The 17357-nt window shown below is 71.0% G+C and carries 15 protein-coding genes and 4 pseudogenes; 10 read left to right on the top strand and 9 right to left on the bottom strand.

The window, feature by feature from the left end; all coding sequences use genetic code 11:
* Positions 1 to 4: 4 nt before the first annotated feature.
* Positions 5 to 610 carry a CGNR zinc finger domain-containing protein gene (locus OG289_RS02850; RefSeq protein WP_327312414.1) on the bottom strand — a complete coding sequence of 202 codons (606 nt, stop codon included), beginning with the start codon at positions 608 to 610 and terminating at the stop codon, positions 5 to 7.
* A 64-nt stretch (positions 611 to 674) separates the two neighbouring features.
* Between OG289_RS02850 and OG289_RS02845 the strand changes: the two genes are divergently transcribed.
* The gene (locus OG289_RS02845; protein ID WP_327312413.1) at positions 675 to 1547 is read left to right on the top strand and encodes an alpha/beta fold hydrolase; all 873 of its coding nucleotides are present in this window, start codon (positions 675 to 677) and stop codon (positions 1545 to 1547) included.
* A gap of 183 nt (positions 1548 to 1730) precedes the next feature.
* On the opposite strand, the gene OG289_RS02840 is transcribed toward OG289_RS02845, so the two are convergent.
* From OG289_RS02840 to OG289_RS02825, 4 genes and pseudogenes are all read right to left on the bottom strand, one after another.
* Positions 1731 to 3182 carry a DHA2 family efflux MFS transporter permease subunit gene (locus OG289_RS02840; RefSeq protein WP_327312412.1) on the bottom strand — a complete coding sequence of 484 codons (1452 nt, stop codon included), beginning with the start codon at positions 3180 to 3182 and terminating at the stop codon, positions 1731 to 1733.
* A gap of 137 nt (positions 3183 to 3319) precedes the next feature.
* Complete coding sequence (locus OG289_RS02835; RefSeq protein ID WP_327312411.1) at positions 3320 to 4018, bottom strand: SDR family oxidoreductase; 699 nt, start codon at positions 4016 to 4018, stop codon at positions 3320 to 3322.
* Positions 4019 to 4209: 191 nt separating this feature from the next.
* Positions 4210 to 4539, bottom strand: a complete 330-nt coding sequence (locus OG289_RS49540; RefSeq protein WP_442818862.1) for a hypothetical protein — start codon at positions 4537 to 4539, stop codon at positions 4210 to 4212.
* 27 nt (positions 4540 to 4566) lie between these two features.
* A pseudogene (locus OG289_RS02825) lies at positions 4567 to 4893 on the bottom strand (AMP-binding enzyme); the annotation flags it as partial.
* A 151-nt stretch (positions 4894 to 5044) separates the two neighbouring features.
* Between OG289_RS02825 and OG289_RS02820 the strand changes: the two are divergent.
* The 3 genes and pseudogenes from OG289_RS02820 to OG289_RS02815 all read left to right on the top strand — a co-directional run.
* Positions 5045 to 5777, top strand: a pseudogene (locus OG289_RS02820) (AfsR/SARP family transcriptional regulator); the annotation flags it as partial.
* 59 nt (positions 5778 to 5836) lie between these two features.
* Complete coding sequence (locus tag OG289_RS49535; RefSeq protein WP_442818861.1) at positions 5837 to 6145, top strand: hypothetical protein; 309 nt, start codon at positions 5837 to 5839, stop codon at positions 6143 to 6145.
* Positions 6146 to 6954: 809 nt separating this feature from the next.
* Positions 6955 to 7983 carry an aldo/keto reductase gene (locus tag OG289_RS02815; RefSeq protein ID WP_327312410.1) on the top strand — a complete coding sequence of 343 codons (1029 nt, stop codon included), beginning with the start codon at positions 6955 to 6957 and terminating at the stop codon, positions 7981 to 7983.
* 277 nt (positions 7984 to 8260) lie between these two features.
* Here OG289_RS02815 and OG289_RS02810 read toward each other — a convergent pair whose 3' ends face one another.
* A complete protein-coding gene (locus tag OG289_RS02810) occupies positions 8261 to 8752 on the bottom strand; it encodes a beta-galactosidase trimerization domain-containing protein (protein ID WP_327312409.1) in 492 nt (163 codons plus the stop codon).
* Between OG289_RS02810 and OG289_RS02805 the strand changes: the two genes are divergently transcribed.
* The 3 genes from OG289_RS02805 to OG289_RS02795 all read left to right on the top strand — a co-directional run bounded on the left by OG289_RS02805 (position 8729) and on the right by OG289_RS02795 (position 13217).
* Positions 8729 to 9709 carry an RICIN domain-containing protein gene (locus OG289_RS02805; RefSeq protein ID WP_327312408.1) on the top strand — a complete coding sequence of 327 codons (981 nt, stop codon included), beginning with the start codon at positions 8729 to 8731 and terminating at the stop codon, positions 9707 to 9709. The genes OG289_RS02810 and OG289_RS02805 overlap by 24 nt on opposite strands.
* Before the next feature lie 372 nt (positions 9710 to 10081).
* Entirely contained in the window at positions 10082 to 10927 is an 846-nt protein-coding gene (locus tag OG289_RS02800; RefSeq protein WP_327312407.1) for an oxygenase MpaB family protein, read from the top strand.
* Positions 10928 to 10985: 58 nt separating this feature from the next.
* Positions 10986 to 13217 carry a serine/threonine-protein kinase gene (locus tag OG289_RS02795; RefSeq protein WP_327312406.1) on the top strand — a complete coding sequence of 744 codons (2232 nt, stop codon included), beginning with the start codon at positions 10986 to 10988 and terminating at the stop codon, positions 13215 to 13217.
* A 6-nt stretch (positions 13218 to 13223) separates the two neighbouring features.
* Here OG289_RS02795 and OG289_RS02790 read toward each other — a convergent pair whose 3' ends face one another.
* Both OG289_RS02790 and OG289_RS02785 read right to left on the bottom strand, forming a co-directional pair.
* Positions 13224 to 13793, bottom strand: a complete 570-nt coding sequence (locus OG289_RS02790; protein ID WP_327312405.1) for an NUDIX hydrolase — start codon at positions 13791 to 13793, stop codon at positions 13224 to 13226.
* Positions 13794 to 13832: 39 nt separating this feature from the next.
* Positions 13833 to 14099: an NUDIX domain-containing protein gene (locus OG289_RS02785; protein ID WP_327312404.1), complete on the bottom strand. Its 267-nt coding sequence runs from the start codon at positions 14097 to 14099 to the stop codon at positions 13833 to 13835.
* A 59-nt stretch (positions 14100 to 14158) separates the two neighbouring features.
* On the opposite strand from OG289_RS02785, the gene OG289_RS02780 reads away from it, so the two are divergent.
* Positions 14159 to 14854 carry a class I SAM-dependent methyltransferase gene (locus OG289_RS02780; RefSeq protein ID WP_327312403.1) on the top strand — a complete coding sequence of 232 codons (696 nt, stop codon included), beginning with the start codon at positions 14159 to 14161 and terminating at the stop codon, positions 14852 to 14854.
* A gap of 85 nt (positions 14855 to 14939) precedes the next feature.
* A complete protein-coding gene (locus tag OG289_RS02775; protein ID WP_327312402.1) occupies positions 14940 to 16535 on the top strand; it encodes a phytoene desaturase family protein in 1596 nt (531 codons plus the stop codon).
* A gap of 18 nt (positions 16536 to 16553) precedes the next feature.
* On the opposite strand, the pseudogene OG289_RS02770 reads toward OG289_RS02775, so the two are convergent.
* Positions 16554 to 16805: pseudogene (locus tag OG289_RS02770) on the bottom strand (SDR family oxidoreductase); the annotation flags it as partial.
* Between OG289_RS02770 and OG289_RS02765 the strand changes: the two are divergent.
* Positions 16804 to 17322: pseudogene (locus tag OG289_RS02765) on the top strand (MmyB family transcriptional regulator); the annotation flags it as partial. The pseudogenes OG289_RS02770 and OG289_RS02765 sit on opposite strands and share 2 nt — an antisense overlap.
* Between the last annotated feature and the right edge of the window lie 35 nt (positions 17323 to 17357).

Genomic DNA, 17357 nt, shown 5'->3' with positions numbered 1-17357 from the left:
TCCGTCAGCTTTCCGTATGCCGGCCGCTCTGTCGTGTACGCGCCTGATGGAGGCGGACCTTGGTGCGGTTTCCGCAGCGGGACATGGAGCACCAGCGGCGGTTGCGGGCCGGGGAGCGGTCCAGGAAGCGCAGTGCGCAGCGGTCCGCTGCACAGACGCGTACGCGCCGGATCTCGGCGGACAGAAGCAAGTCGACGGCGTCCTGGGCGATGAGCGCCAGCGCGAGTGTGGGGTCGGCGGCGAGGGTCGTGGTGCCGGCGGGCTCCAGGCGGTCGTGGGTGATGACGAGTTGCAGGGCGGGTCTGGGGGCCGCCGCTGCCGATCGGTTGAGCAGCGTCACGTCGCCGGATGCGGGCAGTCGGCCGTCGGCGACCGCCAGTACGGCCCGGTCGACGCTCTCGCGCAGCCGTCGGGCGGACATGAGAACGGCTGCCGTGGCGGGATCGGTGGTCCCCGGTGCGAGCAGAAGAGCCTCGCGGAGCCAGCCCATCAGGTCCTCCGGCCCCCGGAGTGTCTCCTCCGGCGTGGTTCTCCACCGGCTTCGGAGGGTGTTGGCGAAGTCCAGGCAGACCCGTCCGCCATCCCAGATCCATGTGTCGTCCGTTGCCACGTCTCCATTCTGCCCGTTAGCTTAACCGTCTAAGACGGTTAGCTCGTGTCAGGAAGGCGCATCCATGGGACAGCCGACAGCGACGACCGGGGTGACGCAGGTGGACGGGGTCCGCCTGCACTACGTCCGAGCCGGGTCCGGACCTCTGCTTGTCCTGCTCCACGGCTGGCCGCAGACCTCCGACTGCTGGCGGCCGGTACTGGCGGATTTCGCCGCCGACTACACCGTTGTGGCGCCGGACCTGCGCGGATACGGCCTGAGCGACAAGCCCACCGCTGGTTACGACAAGCGGCGTATGGCCGCCGACATGGCAGGTCTCGTCGAGGCGCTCGGCTTCGAGCGGGCCACGGTCGTGGGCCACGACCGCGGCGCTCGCGTGGGGCACCGCTGGGCGCTGGACCGCCCGGACCAGGTGGAGCGGCTGGCCGTGCTCGACGTCGTCCCCACCCGGGAGATGTTCCGCCGCCTGGACGCCTCACTCGCCTCCGGGTACTGGCACTGGCTGTTCCATATGCAGCCCGATCTGCCCGAGCGCTTGGTGGGGCACGACGTCCGCGGGTATCTCGAGTACTTCTTCGAGCGGTGGACCTACAACCGCCACGGACTCACACCCGACGCGGTCGACGGCTATGTCCGCGCGTTCTCCCGTCCGGGTGCCCTGCGTGCGAGCCTCGACGACTACCGCGCCATGGAGGAGGACACCGCGCTCGACGACATCGACGCCGCCGAAGGCCGCCGCCTCACCATGCCGCTGCTGGCGCTGTGGGGTTCCGCGGGGCTGCCTGCCCGCCTGCCGACACTGGAGATCTGGCGTGGCTACGCCGACGACGTAACCGGTGCCGAGATCCCGGAGTGCGGCCACTTCATCCCGGAGGAGCAACCGGAGGCGCTGCTGGCGCATCTGCGGCCTTTCCTGGCCGGCAGGACGAGCCGGTGAGCCTCCACGGTGAGGGAAGTGGTGCCCCTCAGCCGGTCGAGCGCCGACCCGAGGGGCGCGCTGTCCGAAGGGCCCTCGGCCACGGTGTGATGCCTCCGCGCGGGGAACGAGCCCGGGAAGCGGGACGGACTGCTGAGGGGCGGCCCCCGCCGTGACCGGCTGGGCCGCCCCTCGGTCCGGGGTTCAGGTCGCGACCGCGGCGTCGGCCGGAGCACCTCCCGCGGCAAGGTCGGCGGCCGGGCCGTCGGCCTTGGGCTGGCGGGGCATCAGCAACGCGAGTGCCGCGGCCAGGGCGACCGCACCGGCTCCGGTCCACAGCGCCGGGACCAGACCGTCGACGAATCGCGTAGCGGACTCGTAGCCGCCCTGGGCGGAGAAGACGGCTGCCAGCGATGCGACACCGATGGCGCCGCCGACCTCACGGATGGCGTTGTTGGCACCGGAGGCGATGCCCTCTTCCTCGGGGCGGACGGTGCTCATGACGAGGTTCGCGGACGGGGCGAAGAACATTCCCATGCCGGTTCCGCAGACGATCAGGGCCGGCAGCAGGGAGGTGTACGACACGTCAGGTTCGACAGCCAGCGCCCAGAGCCCCAGGCCCACGGCGTTGAGGGCCATCCCCACCGCGACGACCGGTTGGCCGCCGATGCGGTCGGAGAGCGCGCCTGCGAGCGGCCCGACGATCATGGGCATGGCGGTCCAGGGCAGCATGCGCACGCCGGCTTCCATCGGCGAGTAGCCGCCGACGGTCTGCAGGTACTGACTGAGGAGGAAGACCGACCCGAACATGCCGAGGAGCATCAGCAGGCTGGCCGCGTTGATGGCGCTGAACGAACGGTGGCGGAAGAGGCGCATCGGCAGCATCGGGTGCTTGGCGCGCTGTTCCCACAGGACGAAGGCGACCAGCAGGGCCGTACCGGCGAAGAAACCACCCAACACCGGGGTGCTGGTCCAGCCGTCGATGTTGCCGCGTATCAGGGCGTAGACGATGCCGAACAGACCGCCGCTGGCCAGGACCGTGCCGACGAGGTCGAGGCTCGGGTTCGGGCCGTGGCTCTCGTTCAGGCGCAGCAGTGCGAGCGGTATCAGCGCCAGGCCGAGCGGGACGTTGACCCAGAAGATCCACTGCCAGGAGAGGTGCTCGGTGAGCGTGCCGCCGATGAGCGGTCCGGTGGCGACGGCGATGCCGCTGGCCGCGCCCCAGACACCCAGGGCCGCGCCGCGCCGCTCGGCCGGGACGGCGGCCGACAGCAGGGTGAGCGTCAGGGGCGTCACGATCGCGGCACCGACGCCCTGCACCGCTCGGGCGGCAATGAGCTCGTTCATCCCCGGTGCGAGCGCGGCCGCGGCCGAGGCGGCGGTGAAGATGCCCAGCCCGATGGCGAACAGTCTCCGCCGTCCGAACCGGTCACCGAGGGAAGCGCCGAACATCAGCAGGACCGCGAAGGTGAGGGTGTAGGCGCTCACCGTCCATTCGAGGTCCTCAAGTCCGCCACCGAGATCCTCACGGATCGAGGGCAGGGCGGTCGTGACGATCAGGTTGTCCAGCGCGGTGATGAACCCGGCCACGCTGGTGATGGCCACCGCCCAGACGGCGGAGCCGCCCCGAACCCGCTGCTTGCGTTGCTGTTTCATGGCGTTCCCTGCATTCTCTGGGCAGACGTACTGGCGACGGATCAATGGATGTGGACGCTGGCGGGCGACGGCGCAGCGGGCGCTGGCGAGCATCGGCAGCCACCGGGCTCGGTGCGGAATTCCTGGGCGGTCGGCCCTCAGGGGAGCTGCGGGTAGAGCACGGAGACGCCTCCGGCGAGGGCGGCCTGCGCTTGGCGGGAGGCGTTGTCCGCGACGATCTCGTAGGCGCCGGCGGCGATGCCGTCGACGGCGATCCGGGCGATGTCGGCCGGGTCGGACTTGGCTGCGTCGACGGCCCGGACCATGTCGGTGTCCATGTAGCCGACGTGCAGACCGGCCACCCGGATGCCCTGGTCGGCGAGTTGCAGGCGCAGGGTGTTGGTGAGCGACCACTGCGCGGACTTGGCGGCGCAGTAGGCGCCGAATTCCGGGAAGCTGACCCAGGACAGTCCGGACAGGACGTTCAGGATCGCCCCCCCGCCGTTGGCCGCGATCTGGGGTGCGAAGGCGCGGGCCACCGAGAGTGTGCCGAAGTAGTGGGTGTCCATCTCCACGCGGATGTCGTCCAGGCCGGCGGACAGCAGGTCCGCGCCGGTGGAGGACCCCGCGTTGTTGATCAGTATGGTCACGTCGCCGGTGGCCTTGGCGGCGGCCACGACGGAGGCGGGGTCGGTGATGTCGAGCGCGATGGGCCTGGCGCCGGGCAGGTCGACCTGGTCGGGGTTGCGGGCGCCGGCGTAGACGGTGGCGCCGCGGCTGAGCAGTTCGGCGGCGAGTGCGCGGCCGAAGCCCCGGTTGGCCCCGGTGACAAGGGCGGTGCTGGTGGAGAGGTCCATGGAGAGTTCCCTGTGAAGTGACCTATTAAAGTACGATCGTAATTCTAAGTGGAAGGAGTCGGTGAGCACAAGCGCTATGCAGGGAGAGGGGGCCCGTGCCCCTGGCGGCCGCCGACCGTGCCCACGGCCAAGGCGAAAGGGGCCCGCCGTACGCACGGCAGGCCCCTTTTCGCGGTCCGTCGAAGGTGGGCTCAGAGCTTGACGATCATCTTTCCGACGTTCCGACGTTCCGACGTTCCGACGTTCCGACGTTCCGCGGTGAGGCCGGGGATGCCGAGTGCACCGAGGTAGGCGCTGAGCGGCGCGAGATTCGGGTCCACCTTCTGAGCGCCCGCCGCGTCGAGGACCGCGTGGTCGCGCCAGCCGAGGACGTGCACCACGTGGTCGCCGGGAACGTGGGCGAGTCCGCGATGCCGCACTGGCGGATGCTTGGCGAGGCAGTCCTGTGACCGGGCCGGTACGGGCAAGGCACTGGTCGGCTCGTCGCCACGCTCGCGCGGACACTTCAGGGCGATGAGCATGGTCCCGGCGGTCCCCGGCCGTGTGTGTCACGCGGTCGGGGAGCGAAGGTCCTTGCGGAGGATCTTGCCTGATGCGGACTTGGGGATGGCGTCGATGAACTCGACGCGGCGGACCTTCTTGTACGGGGCGACCTGGCGCGCGACGAACTCGATGACCTCGTCCGCGGTCAGGTCGGCGCCGGGGCGGCGGACGACGAAGGCCTTCGGGATCTCCTCGCCGTCGTCGTCGGTGACACCGATGACCGCGGTGTCGGTGATGGCCGGGTGGGTCAGGAGCAGGGCTTCGAGTTCGGCGGGCGGGACCTGGTAGCCCTTGTACTTGATCAGTTCCTTGAGCCGGTCGACGATGAACACCCGTCCGGCGTGGTCGGCCTGGGCGGTGGCTGGAACTCGGCGTCGAGCGCGTCGGCGATTTCACGCAGTCGTCGGGCGTAGGGGGAGTGATCGGGCACGAGAGCTGCTCCGGTCGGTCCGGCTGGGCGAATAGCTATCCGCCTACTGGGCTATTGGAACAGTCGGCACGTGGGGCGGCCGCACCCCGGCGTGGGGCGGCCGCCCCACGTGCTGCTGGCATCGCTGTTGCTCCGCAGGGGGCGGACGGCGACGGCGCGCGAGCTGATCGAGGCGCTGTGGGGCGAGGAGTCGCCGTCTCAGGAGCTGGCGGCGGTACGGACGTACGCCTCGCGGCTGCGGAAGGTCCTCGGCACCGAGGTCCTGGTGAGTGAGTCGGGCGGCTACGCGATTGGGGGGCTGGTGGAAGGCGCCTTGGACCTGACGGTGGCTCAGGAGCCGGCCGCGGACGCGGAGAGGGCGAAGGGCACACGGGCCCTGGAACATGCACACGCTCTCCTCAACCGGCCACTGGCTCTGTGGGACGGGGAGCCGCTCGCGGGGCTGCCGTGCCCGTACGCGGACGCACAGCGGGTGCGGTTGACGGAATGGCATCTCGAACTCCTGGAATCCCGCCTGGACATGGATCTGGAGTAGGGCTGCCACGGGGAGGCGGTGTCGGAACTGACCGTGCTGACGGCCGCGCACCCGCTGCGGGAGCGGTTGCGCGAGCTGCTGATGCTGGCTCTGTACCGTAGTGGCCGCCAGGCGGAGGCCCTTGCCGTATACGCCGATACCAGGCGGTTGCTGTTGGACGAACTGGGCGTCGCCCCTCGTGGCAGCTGTTCGATCTGCAACAGCGCATCCTCCAGGCAGACGCCGGCCTCGCGGAACCACCGACGCCGTCGCGCTCCGGGCAGCGGGTCGGCTCCGCGAGGCAGATGAAGAACTCCAGCGGGCACTGACGGTGTTCCGGGACAGCCGCCCACGGCTGTGGGAGGGCACCACACACTTCCGCATCGCCGAAGCACACCTCTCCGCCAAACTCCCGGCCCTCGCCGCGCAGCACGCCGAGCAGGCTCTGGCGTTGGGCTGCACTGGCGGCGAAGTCGCCCGGGCCCAGGTGCTCACAACTCTCGGCAGTGCACTCAACGCCCTCGGCCAGTTGGACCGGGCTCAGGCTTGCCGGCAAGACGCGCTGAGCATCCTTGAGCCGACAGGAAGCCCCGAAGCGGCGGAACTGCGCGCCCTCATCCAGTCGAGAGTCAGCGCCTGACCCGCCCCGCCTCCGTCCGCACACGAACCTCTCATGGTCCAGCCGTTCCCTCATGCCTCACTCATGGAGTCGTCACTGTCGCCCGGCCCAGCGCCAGCTTGCCGACCGAGAGATCGGAGATCTGGGCGCTTGCGGGAGCGTTGCCGCAAGTAGGGATCGCCGATCCATGGACAAACTCTCCTCTCCCGCCCTTGCGGAGGTGCTTTTACGGTCGGTACTGCGGGCGGTTCACCGGCCGCAGGAGCGAAGGAACGGGGGCATCCCCATGAAGAAGACGACCGGCAATACGAGCCTGATCGCCAGGCGGCGCCTCGGGCTTCGGGCTCGGTCTGGCCCCACGCCTGCACGAGGCGCGCGACAAGGTGATCGTGCCGTCCGACGTAAGGAGCTGCTCGACCAGACAACGCGACCAAGGCCGCGGTGCACTCCCGCTTCGAGAGCCTGCGCCGTGCTCTTGGAGGAATTCCCCAACGATCCCCTGACCCTGCTGCTGCGCCCAGCCCGGCGCCAGGTACGCCGACGTCGTGCCGATGTTCAGCGCCCGCTGAACTCGTTGCGGCAGCCGCGCGGCGGCACGAGGCCGAAGGCGGATGTCGCCCGTCGGCCATACCGATCACATCCCGGCCGGCGGGGCGACGCCCCGCAGCCAATACCCGTTCTATACGGCCGTGAACCGAGGCCGCTGTGGCGAATCGAGTCGACATCAGCCGCTCGCCGGAGTTGAGGACGGCGGACACGATGCGCTGGCCATTGGCGCGGGCGAAGACGGCGTCGATGAGCCGACCAGCGGTCCGTGCAGGAGGAGAACCATGCAGTACCGCACACTGGGCCGGACCGGCATCAAGGTCAGCCCCTACTGCCTGGGCGCCATGATGTTCGGCGCCATAGGCAACTCCGACCACGACGACTCCATACGCATCATCCACAAGGCGCTGGACGCGGGCATCAACTTCGTCGACACCGCCGACTTCTACTCGCGCGGCGAGTCGGAGGAGATCGTCGGAAAGGCTCTCAAAGGCCGCCGGGACAACGTCGTCCTGGCCACCAAGGCGCACCTCCCGATGGGGGACGACCCCAACCAGCAGGGCAACTCACGGCGCTGGCTGGTGCGCGCGCTGGAGGACTCCCTGCGCCGGCTGGGGACCGACCACGTCGACCTGTTCCAGATCCACCGGCCCGCGCCGGACACCGACATCGAGGAGACCCTCTCGGCCCTCACCGACCTGGTGCGCGCCGGCAAGGTCCGTGCCATCGGTTCCTCGACCTTCCCGGCCTCGGACATCGTCGAGGCGCAGTGGGCCGCCGAACGACGCGGCCTGCAGCGCTTCCGGACCGAGCAGCCGTCGTACTCGATCCTCGACCGGAGCATCGAACGCGAAGTGCTGCCGGTCTGTCAGCGCTACGGGATGGGCACGCTGGTCTGGAGTCCGCTGGCCGGGGGGCTGCTCACCGGCCGCTACCGCAAGGGCCGGCAGGCCACCACTCATCGCGGCGGCTTCGGCTTCAAGCACATGAGCGACGAACGCCGGCTCGACGCCGTCGAGCAGCTCATCCCCCTCGCCGCCAAGGCGGGGATGTCGCTGACGCACCTGGCCATGGCCTTCACGATCGCCCACCCCGGTGTCACCTCGGCGATCATCGGACCGCGCACCATGGACCACCTCGACGACCTGCTCGCGGGCGCCGAGGCCACCCTGACCGACGAGATACTCGACCAGATCGACGCCATCGTGCCTCCCGGCACCGATGTCGGGACGCTCGACCTGGCCTACAACCCACCCGCCATCCAGCAGACCGCGCTGCGCCGCCGCCTGCCCGACGAGCGCTCCGCCGCCTGACCCGGACCTGCGCTGTGCCAAAGCGCCGACCATCTCTCTGATTCCGTACTTCCAGTCGCTGAACCTGGTTGGCATCAGCGCAGGTCACGAACGGCGCCTGATGCCAACCAGCGATCCTGGCCACATCTGCCGCGGCCCTGTCGCGTGGTTGACATATGTGCTGGTGACCTTTCTTCCTCGCTGGAGCAGGTGACCGCGACCGGGGGCCGTCGTGTTCGCATGGCTGCTCGCTTCGGGGTCGTCTCTCATCGCTGCTGTCGTGCGGCCGCCGCCCCGGTCACTGCGGTTGGCGGACGACGGCGACGCCTCCGGGTGGGACGGTGACGTTGCCGGTGACGGGTCTGCCGGTGAGGAGTTCGACACCCTCGGCGGGCACCTCAGACCCCTTTCCGGTGTGGTCGATGAGGAACAGGTAGTCGGCCTCGGCGCCGCGACGCCGGACGACCTCGATGCCGGCGGGTACCTCGTGCGCGGGTGTCACGTCGGCTTCCCGGCTGATGCGATGGAGCAGAGCGGCGAGAGTGTCGGGGTCGGGGTGGGTGGCCAGATACCAGGCGGTTCCGCCGCCGTGGTGGTGGCGGGTGACGGCGGGGGTGCCGGCCAGCGGGCCGTCGGCATATGAGGCGACGGCCTGGGCACCGGCGGTACGGATCCGTTCCGACCACAGATCGGCCCTTGCACCCGGAGGTATGTCACCGGCCAGGCCGGTCGTCTCTTCGGGCAGCAGCGGGGTTACAGCCGCGGCATGCTGCCTCTGGCCGACGGCCACAGCCTGCTGGTGCTCAGCGGCGGCCGCACACGCAGCAATCTCCACAACCCGGTGACCTACAGCACCATCGATTTGGGCGGCGGCGTCTCGGACGGTGCCACCTACACCGTGTCGAACGCCAACAGCGACCTGATGCTGAGCATCGCGGGCGGCTCCACCGCCCACGGCGCCTACGCCACGCAGCAGAACACCGACAACGCCACCGACCAGCAGTGGCGCTTCATGCAGCAGTCCTCCGGCTATTTCAAGATCTTCAACGTCGCCAGCGGCAAGGTCCTGGGCGTGGAGAACCGGTCCACCGCCAACGGCGCCAGGATCCTTCAGTGGGACGACAACAGCACCCTCGACCACGAGTGGGCCGTAGCCCCCAGCCCGGCGGGCGGTTACACGCTCACCAACCGTGTCACCGGCATGTACCTCGAGATACCGAACGCCTCCACCACCGCCGGTACCACGGCCGGTCAGCGGAGCGGCACGGGCTGCGCCTGCCAGCGCTGGAACCTCACCCAGATCGCCCTGCCGCCCCTGGGCGCCGGACAGTACGTCCTCGTCAACAAGAACAGCGGCAAGTACCTCGACATCCCCAACGCCTCCACCGCCACCGGCACCGCCGCCGACCAGTGGCAGAACTCCGCCTGCCCCTGCCAGCTGTACACCTTCCAGTCCGCGGGCGGCGCAGCCTGGACCATCAAGAACGTCAACAGCAACCTCAACCTGGACATCCGCAACAGCTCCACCACCGCAGGAGCCGTCGTCGTCCAGAACACGCCCTCCACCGCCAACTCGCAGCAGTGGACCCTCACCGACGCGGGCAACGGCTATTACAAACTCAGAAACGTCAACAGTGGCCTCGACGCCGGTGTGGCCCAGTCCTCCACCAGCAACGGCGCTGCCGTCGTCCAGTGGAACGACCTGAGCGTCGACGACCAGCTCTGGAAGATCGTCCGCGTCAACTGACCGGCCACAGGCCTGCTCACCCAGGGCCTCCTGTCCGCTCGGGTTCGCGTCGTTTCGAACCCGAGCGCAAGGAGGCCCTGTGCCGCTGTCACGCGCCCGACCCTGTGGTCGGCACCGCGGCACCGAGGGGTGATCCAGCGGCGCTCTGGGAAGGATCCGGGGTGACGCCGGTGGTTGGGGATGCGCCGATGCCGGCGGCCGGGGAAGGCACTGGTGCCTTCTGCGGTGGAGGGCGGGAAGATCTGTGCATCCGTACCGACGTGCCAGGAATCCTCGGCAGACAGCTCCCCGTACTGCTGAAGACGGTTGGCAGAGGAGCAGGTCAACGTGATGATCCGGAGACACCTGGCGGCTGTGGTCACACCTGCTGGTATGACGAGTGATCCGGGGCTGTTCACTCCCTCTTCCGTGACCTGGCAGATGCACGGCGATCCCATGATGTGGGTCGCCGGGATCCGTGCCCTCTACCTTCAGGCCCTCCACCCGCGTGCCGTACGCGGAGTCATGCAGAACTCCGACTTCCGGCGTGACGCCTGGGGCCGGCTCATGCGCACCGCGAACTTCGTCGGCACCACGACCTACGGCACGAGCGAGGCGGCCGAGAAGGCCGGGGCGCGCGTCCGCAAGATCCACCGGATGCTCTCGGCGACCGACCCGGAGACGGGCGAACGCTACCGGGTCGACGAACCCGAACTGCTGCTGTGGGTGCACTGCGCCGAGATCGACTCCTACCTGCACGTCCTGCGCCGCTCCGGCTACCCCCTCACCGACGCCGCCGCCGACCGCTACCTGGCCGAACACCGCGTCAGCGCCCGCCTGGTGGGCCTCGACCCCGACGCCGTACCCGCCGACCGGGCCGAGATGGACGCCTACTTCGAGAAGGTGCGCCCCGAACTCGCCGCCGGAACGGAGGCGCACGAGGTGGACGACTTCCTGCTCCGCCGGCCCACCCACCCCCTGCTCGTCCCGGCGCGCGCCCTGCTGTGGCGGCGCGTGGCGCACCTGGCGTACGCCTCGCTGCCGCCGTACGCCCACGAGCTGTACGGCAGAAGGGCCCCGCAACCCGCCACCGTCACCCGGGAGTTGCGCGCCATGGGCACCCTGCTGCGCTGCGTCCCCGCACGTCTGCGGTGGCAACTCCCGCCCAAACACATCCTGCGGGCCATGGCCAGGCTCGGCCCCGAAGCCCGCCCGGCACCGTGCAAAGTCCGGCCATAGGTCGCCATACTGGACGAGCCAGGGGAGGGCCGGAAAGTTACGGGGGCGGCGGCGCGCTATGGCGGAGAGCAGGCTGATCCAGGGCCGGTACCGGCTGCTCGACCTGATCGGGCGCGGGGGCATGGGCGAGGTGTGGCGGGCCCGCGACGAGTCCCTCGGCCGACTCGTCGCCGTGAAGTGTCTCAAACCGATCGGCCCGCACCACGACCCGTCCTTCGGGCGCGTCCTGCGCGAACGGTTCCGGCGTGAGGGGCGCGTCGCCGCCGGGCTCCAGCACCGCGGGGTGACGGTCGTCCACGACTTCGGCGACTGCGACGGCGTCCTCTTCCTCGTCATGGAGCTCCTGGACGGCAGCGACCTCTGCCGGCTGCTGGACGACAACGGGCGCCGGCCGCTGCCCGTCGCCGACGTCGTGGAGATCGCCGACCAGGTCGCCGCGGCGCTCGCCTACACCCACCGGCAGGGCATCGTGCACCGCGACCTGAAACCCGCGAACATCGTGCGGCTCACCGACGGCACCGTGAAGATCTGCGACTTCGGCATCGCCCGCCTCGGCCACGACATCGGGTTCACCTCCCGCCTCACCGGCACCGGCATCGCCATGGGCACCCCGCACTACATGTCACCGGAGCAGATCGGCGGTGAGGAGGTCGACCAGCGCAGCGACCTCTACTCACTGGGCTGCGTGCTGTACGAGATCGCCACCGGGGCGCCGCCGTTCGACCTGGACGACCCCTGGGCGATCCTCGTCGGCCACCGGGACACCCCGCCCCGGCCACCGCGCGAGAACCGCGCCGACCTGCCCGACCACCTCGACCGGATCATCCTGGATCTGTTGGCGAAACGGCCAGAACAGCGCCCCCGCGACGCCCACGACATCGTCCGGCGCATCGCCGCGGCCCGCACCGCACCGGTGTACGTGCCGACCCTGGTGACCCCCCGGCCCGAGCTGCGGCCGCCCGAGCCCGCCGGCCGCGAGCCTCGGCTGCCCTCCTGGACCCAGGGCATGACCACCGGCCACAAGGCCACCGGCGCCGGACTGCGTGTCACACCCCCGGACGCCGGGGCGGCCCTGACCGGCGAGCTGATCCCCCGGCCGGCGCTCGGCGCGGTCCCCGCTCCGAAGGCGCCGGACAAGCCGTCCCCGCAGGCGCTCACCGCGCTCGCCGGACGGCACAACGCGGGCCTCAGCCTGGGGCGCCTGGGCCGCTGGGCCGAGGCCGGGGAGGCGCACCGCGCCGTCGCCGCCGAACGCGCGCACCTCCTCGGCCCGGACCACCCCGAGACCCTCGCCAGCCGCTACGAGGTCGCCTTCACCCTCAGCCGCACCGGCCGCGCCGACGACGCGCTGCGCGAGTACCAGCACGTGGCCGCCGCCCGCACCCGGGTGCTGGGCGCCGACCATGCCGACACACTCGCCACCCGCCAGGAAATGGCCTATGCGCTCGGCCGGTTGGGCCGCCACTTCGACGCCCACCAGGTGTACACGTCGGTCCTGGCCGCCCGGGTGCGCACGGCGGGCGCCGACCATCCCGACACCCTGCGTTGCCGCCACAACCTCGCCTTCAACCTCAGCAGGCTCGGCCGTCTGGAGGAGTCGTACCGGATGGCGGGCGAGGTGGCCGTCGCCCGCGCCCGCGTCCTGGGCCCCAGTCACCCGGACACCCTCGTCACCCGTTACGAAGTCGCCTACGCCCTGGGCCAGTTGGGCCGCTGGCCGGAAGCGCTCCAGACCTACCGCGAGGTCGCCGCGGCCCGGGCACAGGCACTCGGGCCCGACCACCCCGACACCCTCGCCGCCCGCTACGAGACCGGCATCAGCCTGGGCCGCCTCGGTCGCAGCGCGGAGGCGCTCCAGCTCTACCGCGACCTCGTCGACGACCGCACCCGCGTGCACGGCCCGGCGCACCCCGAGACCCTGCGGGCCCGCCACGGTCTCGGCGTCAACCTCGGCCGTCTGGGCCGCTGGGAGGAGGCCCTCGCCGAGTCCCGGGACGTGTGCGCGATCCGTGAACGCGTCCTGGGCGCCGACCATCCCGACACGCTGGTCAGCCGCCGCGAGGTCGCCGTCGGCCTGGGCTGGCTGGGCCGCTGGGTCGACGCCCTGGACGAATACCGGCGGGTGGCCGCGGCCCGCGAGCGGGTTCTCGGCCCGGACCACCCCGACACCCTCGCCAGCCGCAACGACGAGGCACACTGCCTGGAACAGCTCGGCCGGGGCCAGGAGGCCGTCGAGCTGTACCGAAGGGTCGCGGTGCTGCGACAGCACCGGGCGGCCGGCGGCGCGTAGGTCTGCCTAGCGGGAGTCCTGGTCCCAGCCCAGTTCCGTGTACAACCGCCCCTGTCGGATCCCGGTGATCGCCGCCCGCGCGTACGCCACCATCGGCTCCGGCAGCGCGTCCACGGGCCACCAGTCCCAGCCGAGGCACTTGTCCGGTTCCAGCAGTTGTGGCTCGCCCTGCCAGTGCCGTGCGCGGAAGACGAGCTGGAGGCGCGGCCGGGTGCTGGGGGAGTGCTGGATGTGGACGACATGCGCGAGTTCGACGTCCGCCGCCGCGATCTCCAGGCCGGCCTCCTCCCGGGCCTCGCGGATCAGACAGGCGACAGCGGACTCCTGCTCGCAGTGACCGGCCAGGAAGTGGTGGCGAAGGGGTGCGAAGAGCGAATCGGGATGGCGCAGACCGAGGAGGATCTTGCCCTCGCGTTCCAGGTGGAGGTGGACGCCGACGGCGTTGAGGACGTTCTGCCGTGCGGGCGGCTGCGGCGGGGGAGCGACGGGGGCGGCCCGGTGACGGGCGAGGACCTGCGCGGCCCACGGCGCCATCGTCAGGTGAGCGGTGGTCGCCGCGTCGAAGAAGGCGAACATGATGCCCTCGGTGACCGGCAGCCGCGAGGGATCACCGTCCTAACTGCCGAGGAACACCTGGATGTTGCCGTTGACGACCGTGTACCGGGTCAGTCCGTCCAGCACGAGCCCCGTCTCCTCCAGCAGCTCGCGCGCGACGGCCTCCTCGGGCGTCTCGTCCCCCTCGCGGGCGCCGCCGGGCAGCGACCAGGTGCCCGGATCGCAGATCGGTTTGTGCGCGTCGCGCAGGTGGAGGAGATACTGGCCGCGCCGGTTGAGCAACAGCGCGGCCGTCTGACGGGGTTCGGGATCGGGCTCGACGGTCATGGGTTCCCCCTCGTGTCCAACATGTGTGCGTTTCAACGTACTTGAGGCATCATGATCGTATGGGAGCCGAGAGCGCGTACCACGGGGAGATGGGCGAGGAGTTCGCCGCCCAGGTCACGAACAGCGTCTACAACAGCTACACCGACCGTCCGGCCATGCTGGGGCTCGCCCGTGACGTCAGGGGCCTGCGGGTGCTGGACCTCGGCTGCGGGGCGGGCCACTACGCCGCCGAGCTGCTGGAGCGGGGCGCGGCCGCGGTCGTCGGCGTGGACGGCAGCGAGAGTGTGCTGCGCGCGGCGCGGGAACGGATCGGCGACCGGGCGGTCCTGCACCGGCACGACCTGGAGGAGCCGCTCACCTTCCTGTCCGACGGGTCCTTCGACCTCGTGGTGCTGGCGCTCGTCCATCACCACGTCGAGGCCCGGGAGCAGCTGCTCGCCGAGATCCGGCGGGTCCTGCGGCCGGGGGGCGCGTTGCTCGTGTCCACCACCCACCCCACAGGGGACTGGCAGTACTTCGGAGGCTCCTACTTCGCGGAGGACCGCGTCGCCCTGCCGTTCGGCACCGGGCACGCCCTCAGTTACCGGCGGATGACCCTGGAGACGTTCCTCGGGGAGCTGCTCGGGGCGGGGTACGTGCTGGAGGAGCTGGTGGAGCCGCGGGCCACGGAGGAGGGGAAGGCGGTCGACTCCCGCAGGTACGACAAGACGCACCGGACGCCGACCTTCCTCGCGGTCCGGCTCCGGCGGCCCTGACCGGCTCCGCCCGACCACCTCTCGCGCGGCCGGCTCCGCCCGACCACCTCTGGCCGACCTTGATCGGCTCGTGTTACGAAGAACCATGCCTGCACACGAGGGACACGAAGGACCAGCGGGACCCGAGGGACACCGCACGTACGACGCAGTCATCGTCGGCGGCGGCCACAACGGTCTGGTCGCCGCCGCCTACCTGGCCCGGGCCGGCCGGTCCGTGCTGGTGCTGGAGCGGCTGGACCACACCGGGGGCGCCGCCGTCTCCACCCGCCCGTTCACCGGCGTGGACGCCCGGCTGTCGCGCTACTCGTACCTGGTCAGCCTCCTCCCGCAGAAGATCGTGGGGGACCTGGGGCTGCGCTTCCGTGTCCAGGGCCGCACCATCTCCTCGTACACCCCCGTGGAGCGCGGCGGGCGGCCGACCGGACTGCTCGTGGGCGGGGGCGAGGAACGCACCCGGGAGGCGTTCGCGCGGCTGACGGGCGGCGAGCGCGAGTACGCTGCCTGGGAGCGTTTCTACGGCATGACCGGGCGCGTCGCCCGGCGAGTGTTCCCCACGCTCACCGAGCCGCTGCCCACCCGGGACGAACTGCGCCGGCGCGTCGACGACGAGGAGGCCTGGCGGATCCTCTTCGAGGAGCCTGTCGGCGTCGCCGTCGAGGAGCGCTTCGCGGACGACCTGGTGCGGGGCGTGGTCCTCACCGACGCCCTCATCGGCACCTTCGCCGATGCCCACGACCCCTCCCTCAAACAGAACCGCTGCTTCCTCTACCACGTGATCGGCGGCGGCACGGGAGCCTGGGACGTCCCCGTCGGCGGTATGGGCGCCCTGACCGACGCCCTCGCCGCCGCCGCCCGGGACGCGGGCGCCGTCCTCGCCACCGGGCACGAGGCCGTACGCATCGCCACGGACGGCCGTACGGCGGAGGTGACCTACCGCACCGCCGACGGGGAGGGCGTCGCTGCCGCCCGGCACGTTCTGGTGAACGCCTCACCACAAGCGCTCGCGGCCCTCACCGGCGACGAGCCGCCCGCCCCCGCCGAGGGCGCCCAGCTCAAGGTGAACATGCTGCTCAAGCGGCTGCCGAGGCTGCGGGACACCTCCGTGGACCCGCGCGAGGCGTTCGCCGGCACCTTCCACATCGCCGAGGGCTACGAGCAGCTCGCCACCGCCCACGCCCAGGCCGCCGGAGGCGACCTCCCCGCCGCCCCGCCCTCCGAGATCTACTGCCACTCCCTGACCGACCCGAGCATCCTCGGGCCGGACCTCGTCGCGCAGGGCTACCAGACGCTGACCCTGTTCGGTCTGCACACCCCCGCCCGGCTCTTCGAACGGGACAACGACGCGGTCCGCGAGAGCCTCCTCGAGGCCACTCTCGCCCAGCTCGACGCCCACCTCGCCGAACCGCTCGCCGACTGCCTGGCCACCGACGCCGACGGCCGCCCCTGTATCGAGGCGAGGACCCCGCTGGACCTGGAGCACGACCTCGGACTGCCCGGCGGCAACATCTTCCACCGCGACCTGTCCTGGCCGTACGCCCAGGAGAGCACCGGCCGCTGGGGTGTGGAGACCCGGCACGCGAACGTCCTGCTGTGCGGGGCCGGGGCGGTGCGCGGGGGAGGGGTGAGCGGGGTGCCGGGCCACAACGCGGCGATGGCCGTACTGGAGGCCACGGCAGGCTAGCGGCAGGGTGCGGCCCGCTCAGGCGCGCATGCCCCCGTCCACCCGCAGCACCACCCCCGTGACGTACGAGGCGCGGTCGCTCAGCAGCCAGGCCGCGGCCCGGGCGACCTCGTCGGGGGCGGCGGCCCTGCCCAGCGGGGTCCGCGCGTTGAGAAGGCCGACGATGCCCGGGGACTTCGCCTCCCCCTCCTCGATCACTTCGGTGAGCGTGGTGCCGGGGGCGACGGCGTTCACCCGGATGCCCTCCGGGCCGTACGTCGCCGCCGAAGCGGGCACCCCGCAGGGGCCTTAGCCCGGTCCCTCGCGCGAGGTGCGGCAGAGCATCGTCGACCTGCTGAACCGGCTGCCGCAGACCGCCGCGATCGCCTTGCCGGCCACCTACGAGGTCATCGCGTGGAACGACTCGTGGCCGCCCTCATGGAGGACTTCTCCGCTCTCTCGCGCCACGACCGCAACCTCGACCGGCGGACCCCTGCGACCCCCGAAGTGACCGAGCTGGTCGATGAACTCCTCAGCGGGAGACGGGAGTTCGCCGCGCCGTGGGCCGCGCACGACGTGACCGCCCGACCCACCCTCTGCAAGACCTTCGACCACCCCCTGGTCGGTCTGATCACCGTCGACTGCGATGGTTCTGGACATCGCCGACCGCGACCGGCGCGTCGTCGTCCACACGGCAGCGCCCGGCTCGCCGTCGGAGGAGGCGCTGCGGCTGCTCTCGGTCATCGGCGATCAGAGGTTGAACGACGGCTCCGCCGCAAGAATCCGACGGGACGCCAAACTAATCTGACGGTGTATCAGAAAAACCCTTCCGTCGTCCGGAGG

Source organism: Streptomyces sp. NBC_01235, assembly GCF_035989285.1.
In the GTDB taxonomy this organism is placed as follows: Bacteria; Actinomycetota; Actinomycetes; order Streptomycetales; family Streptomycetaceae; genus Streptomyces.
Note: the sequence above shows the minus strand (reverse complement) of the source record. Positions and strands in the feature narration are given on the sequence as shown.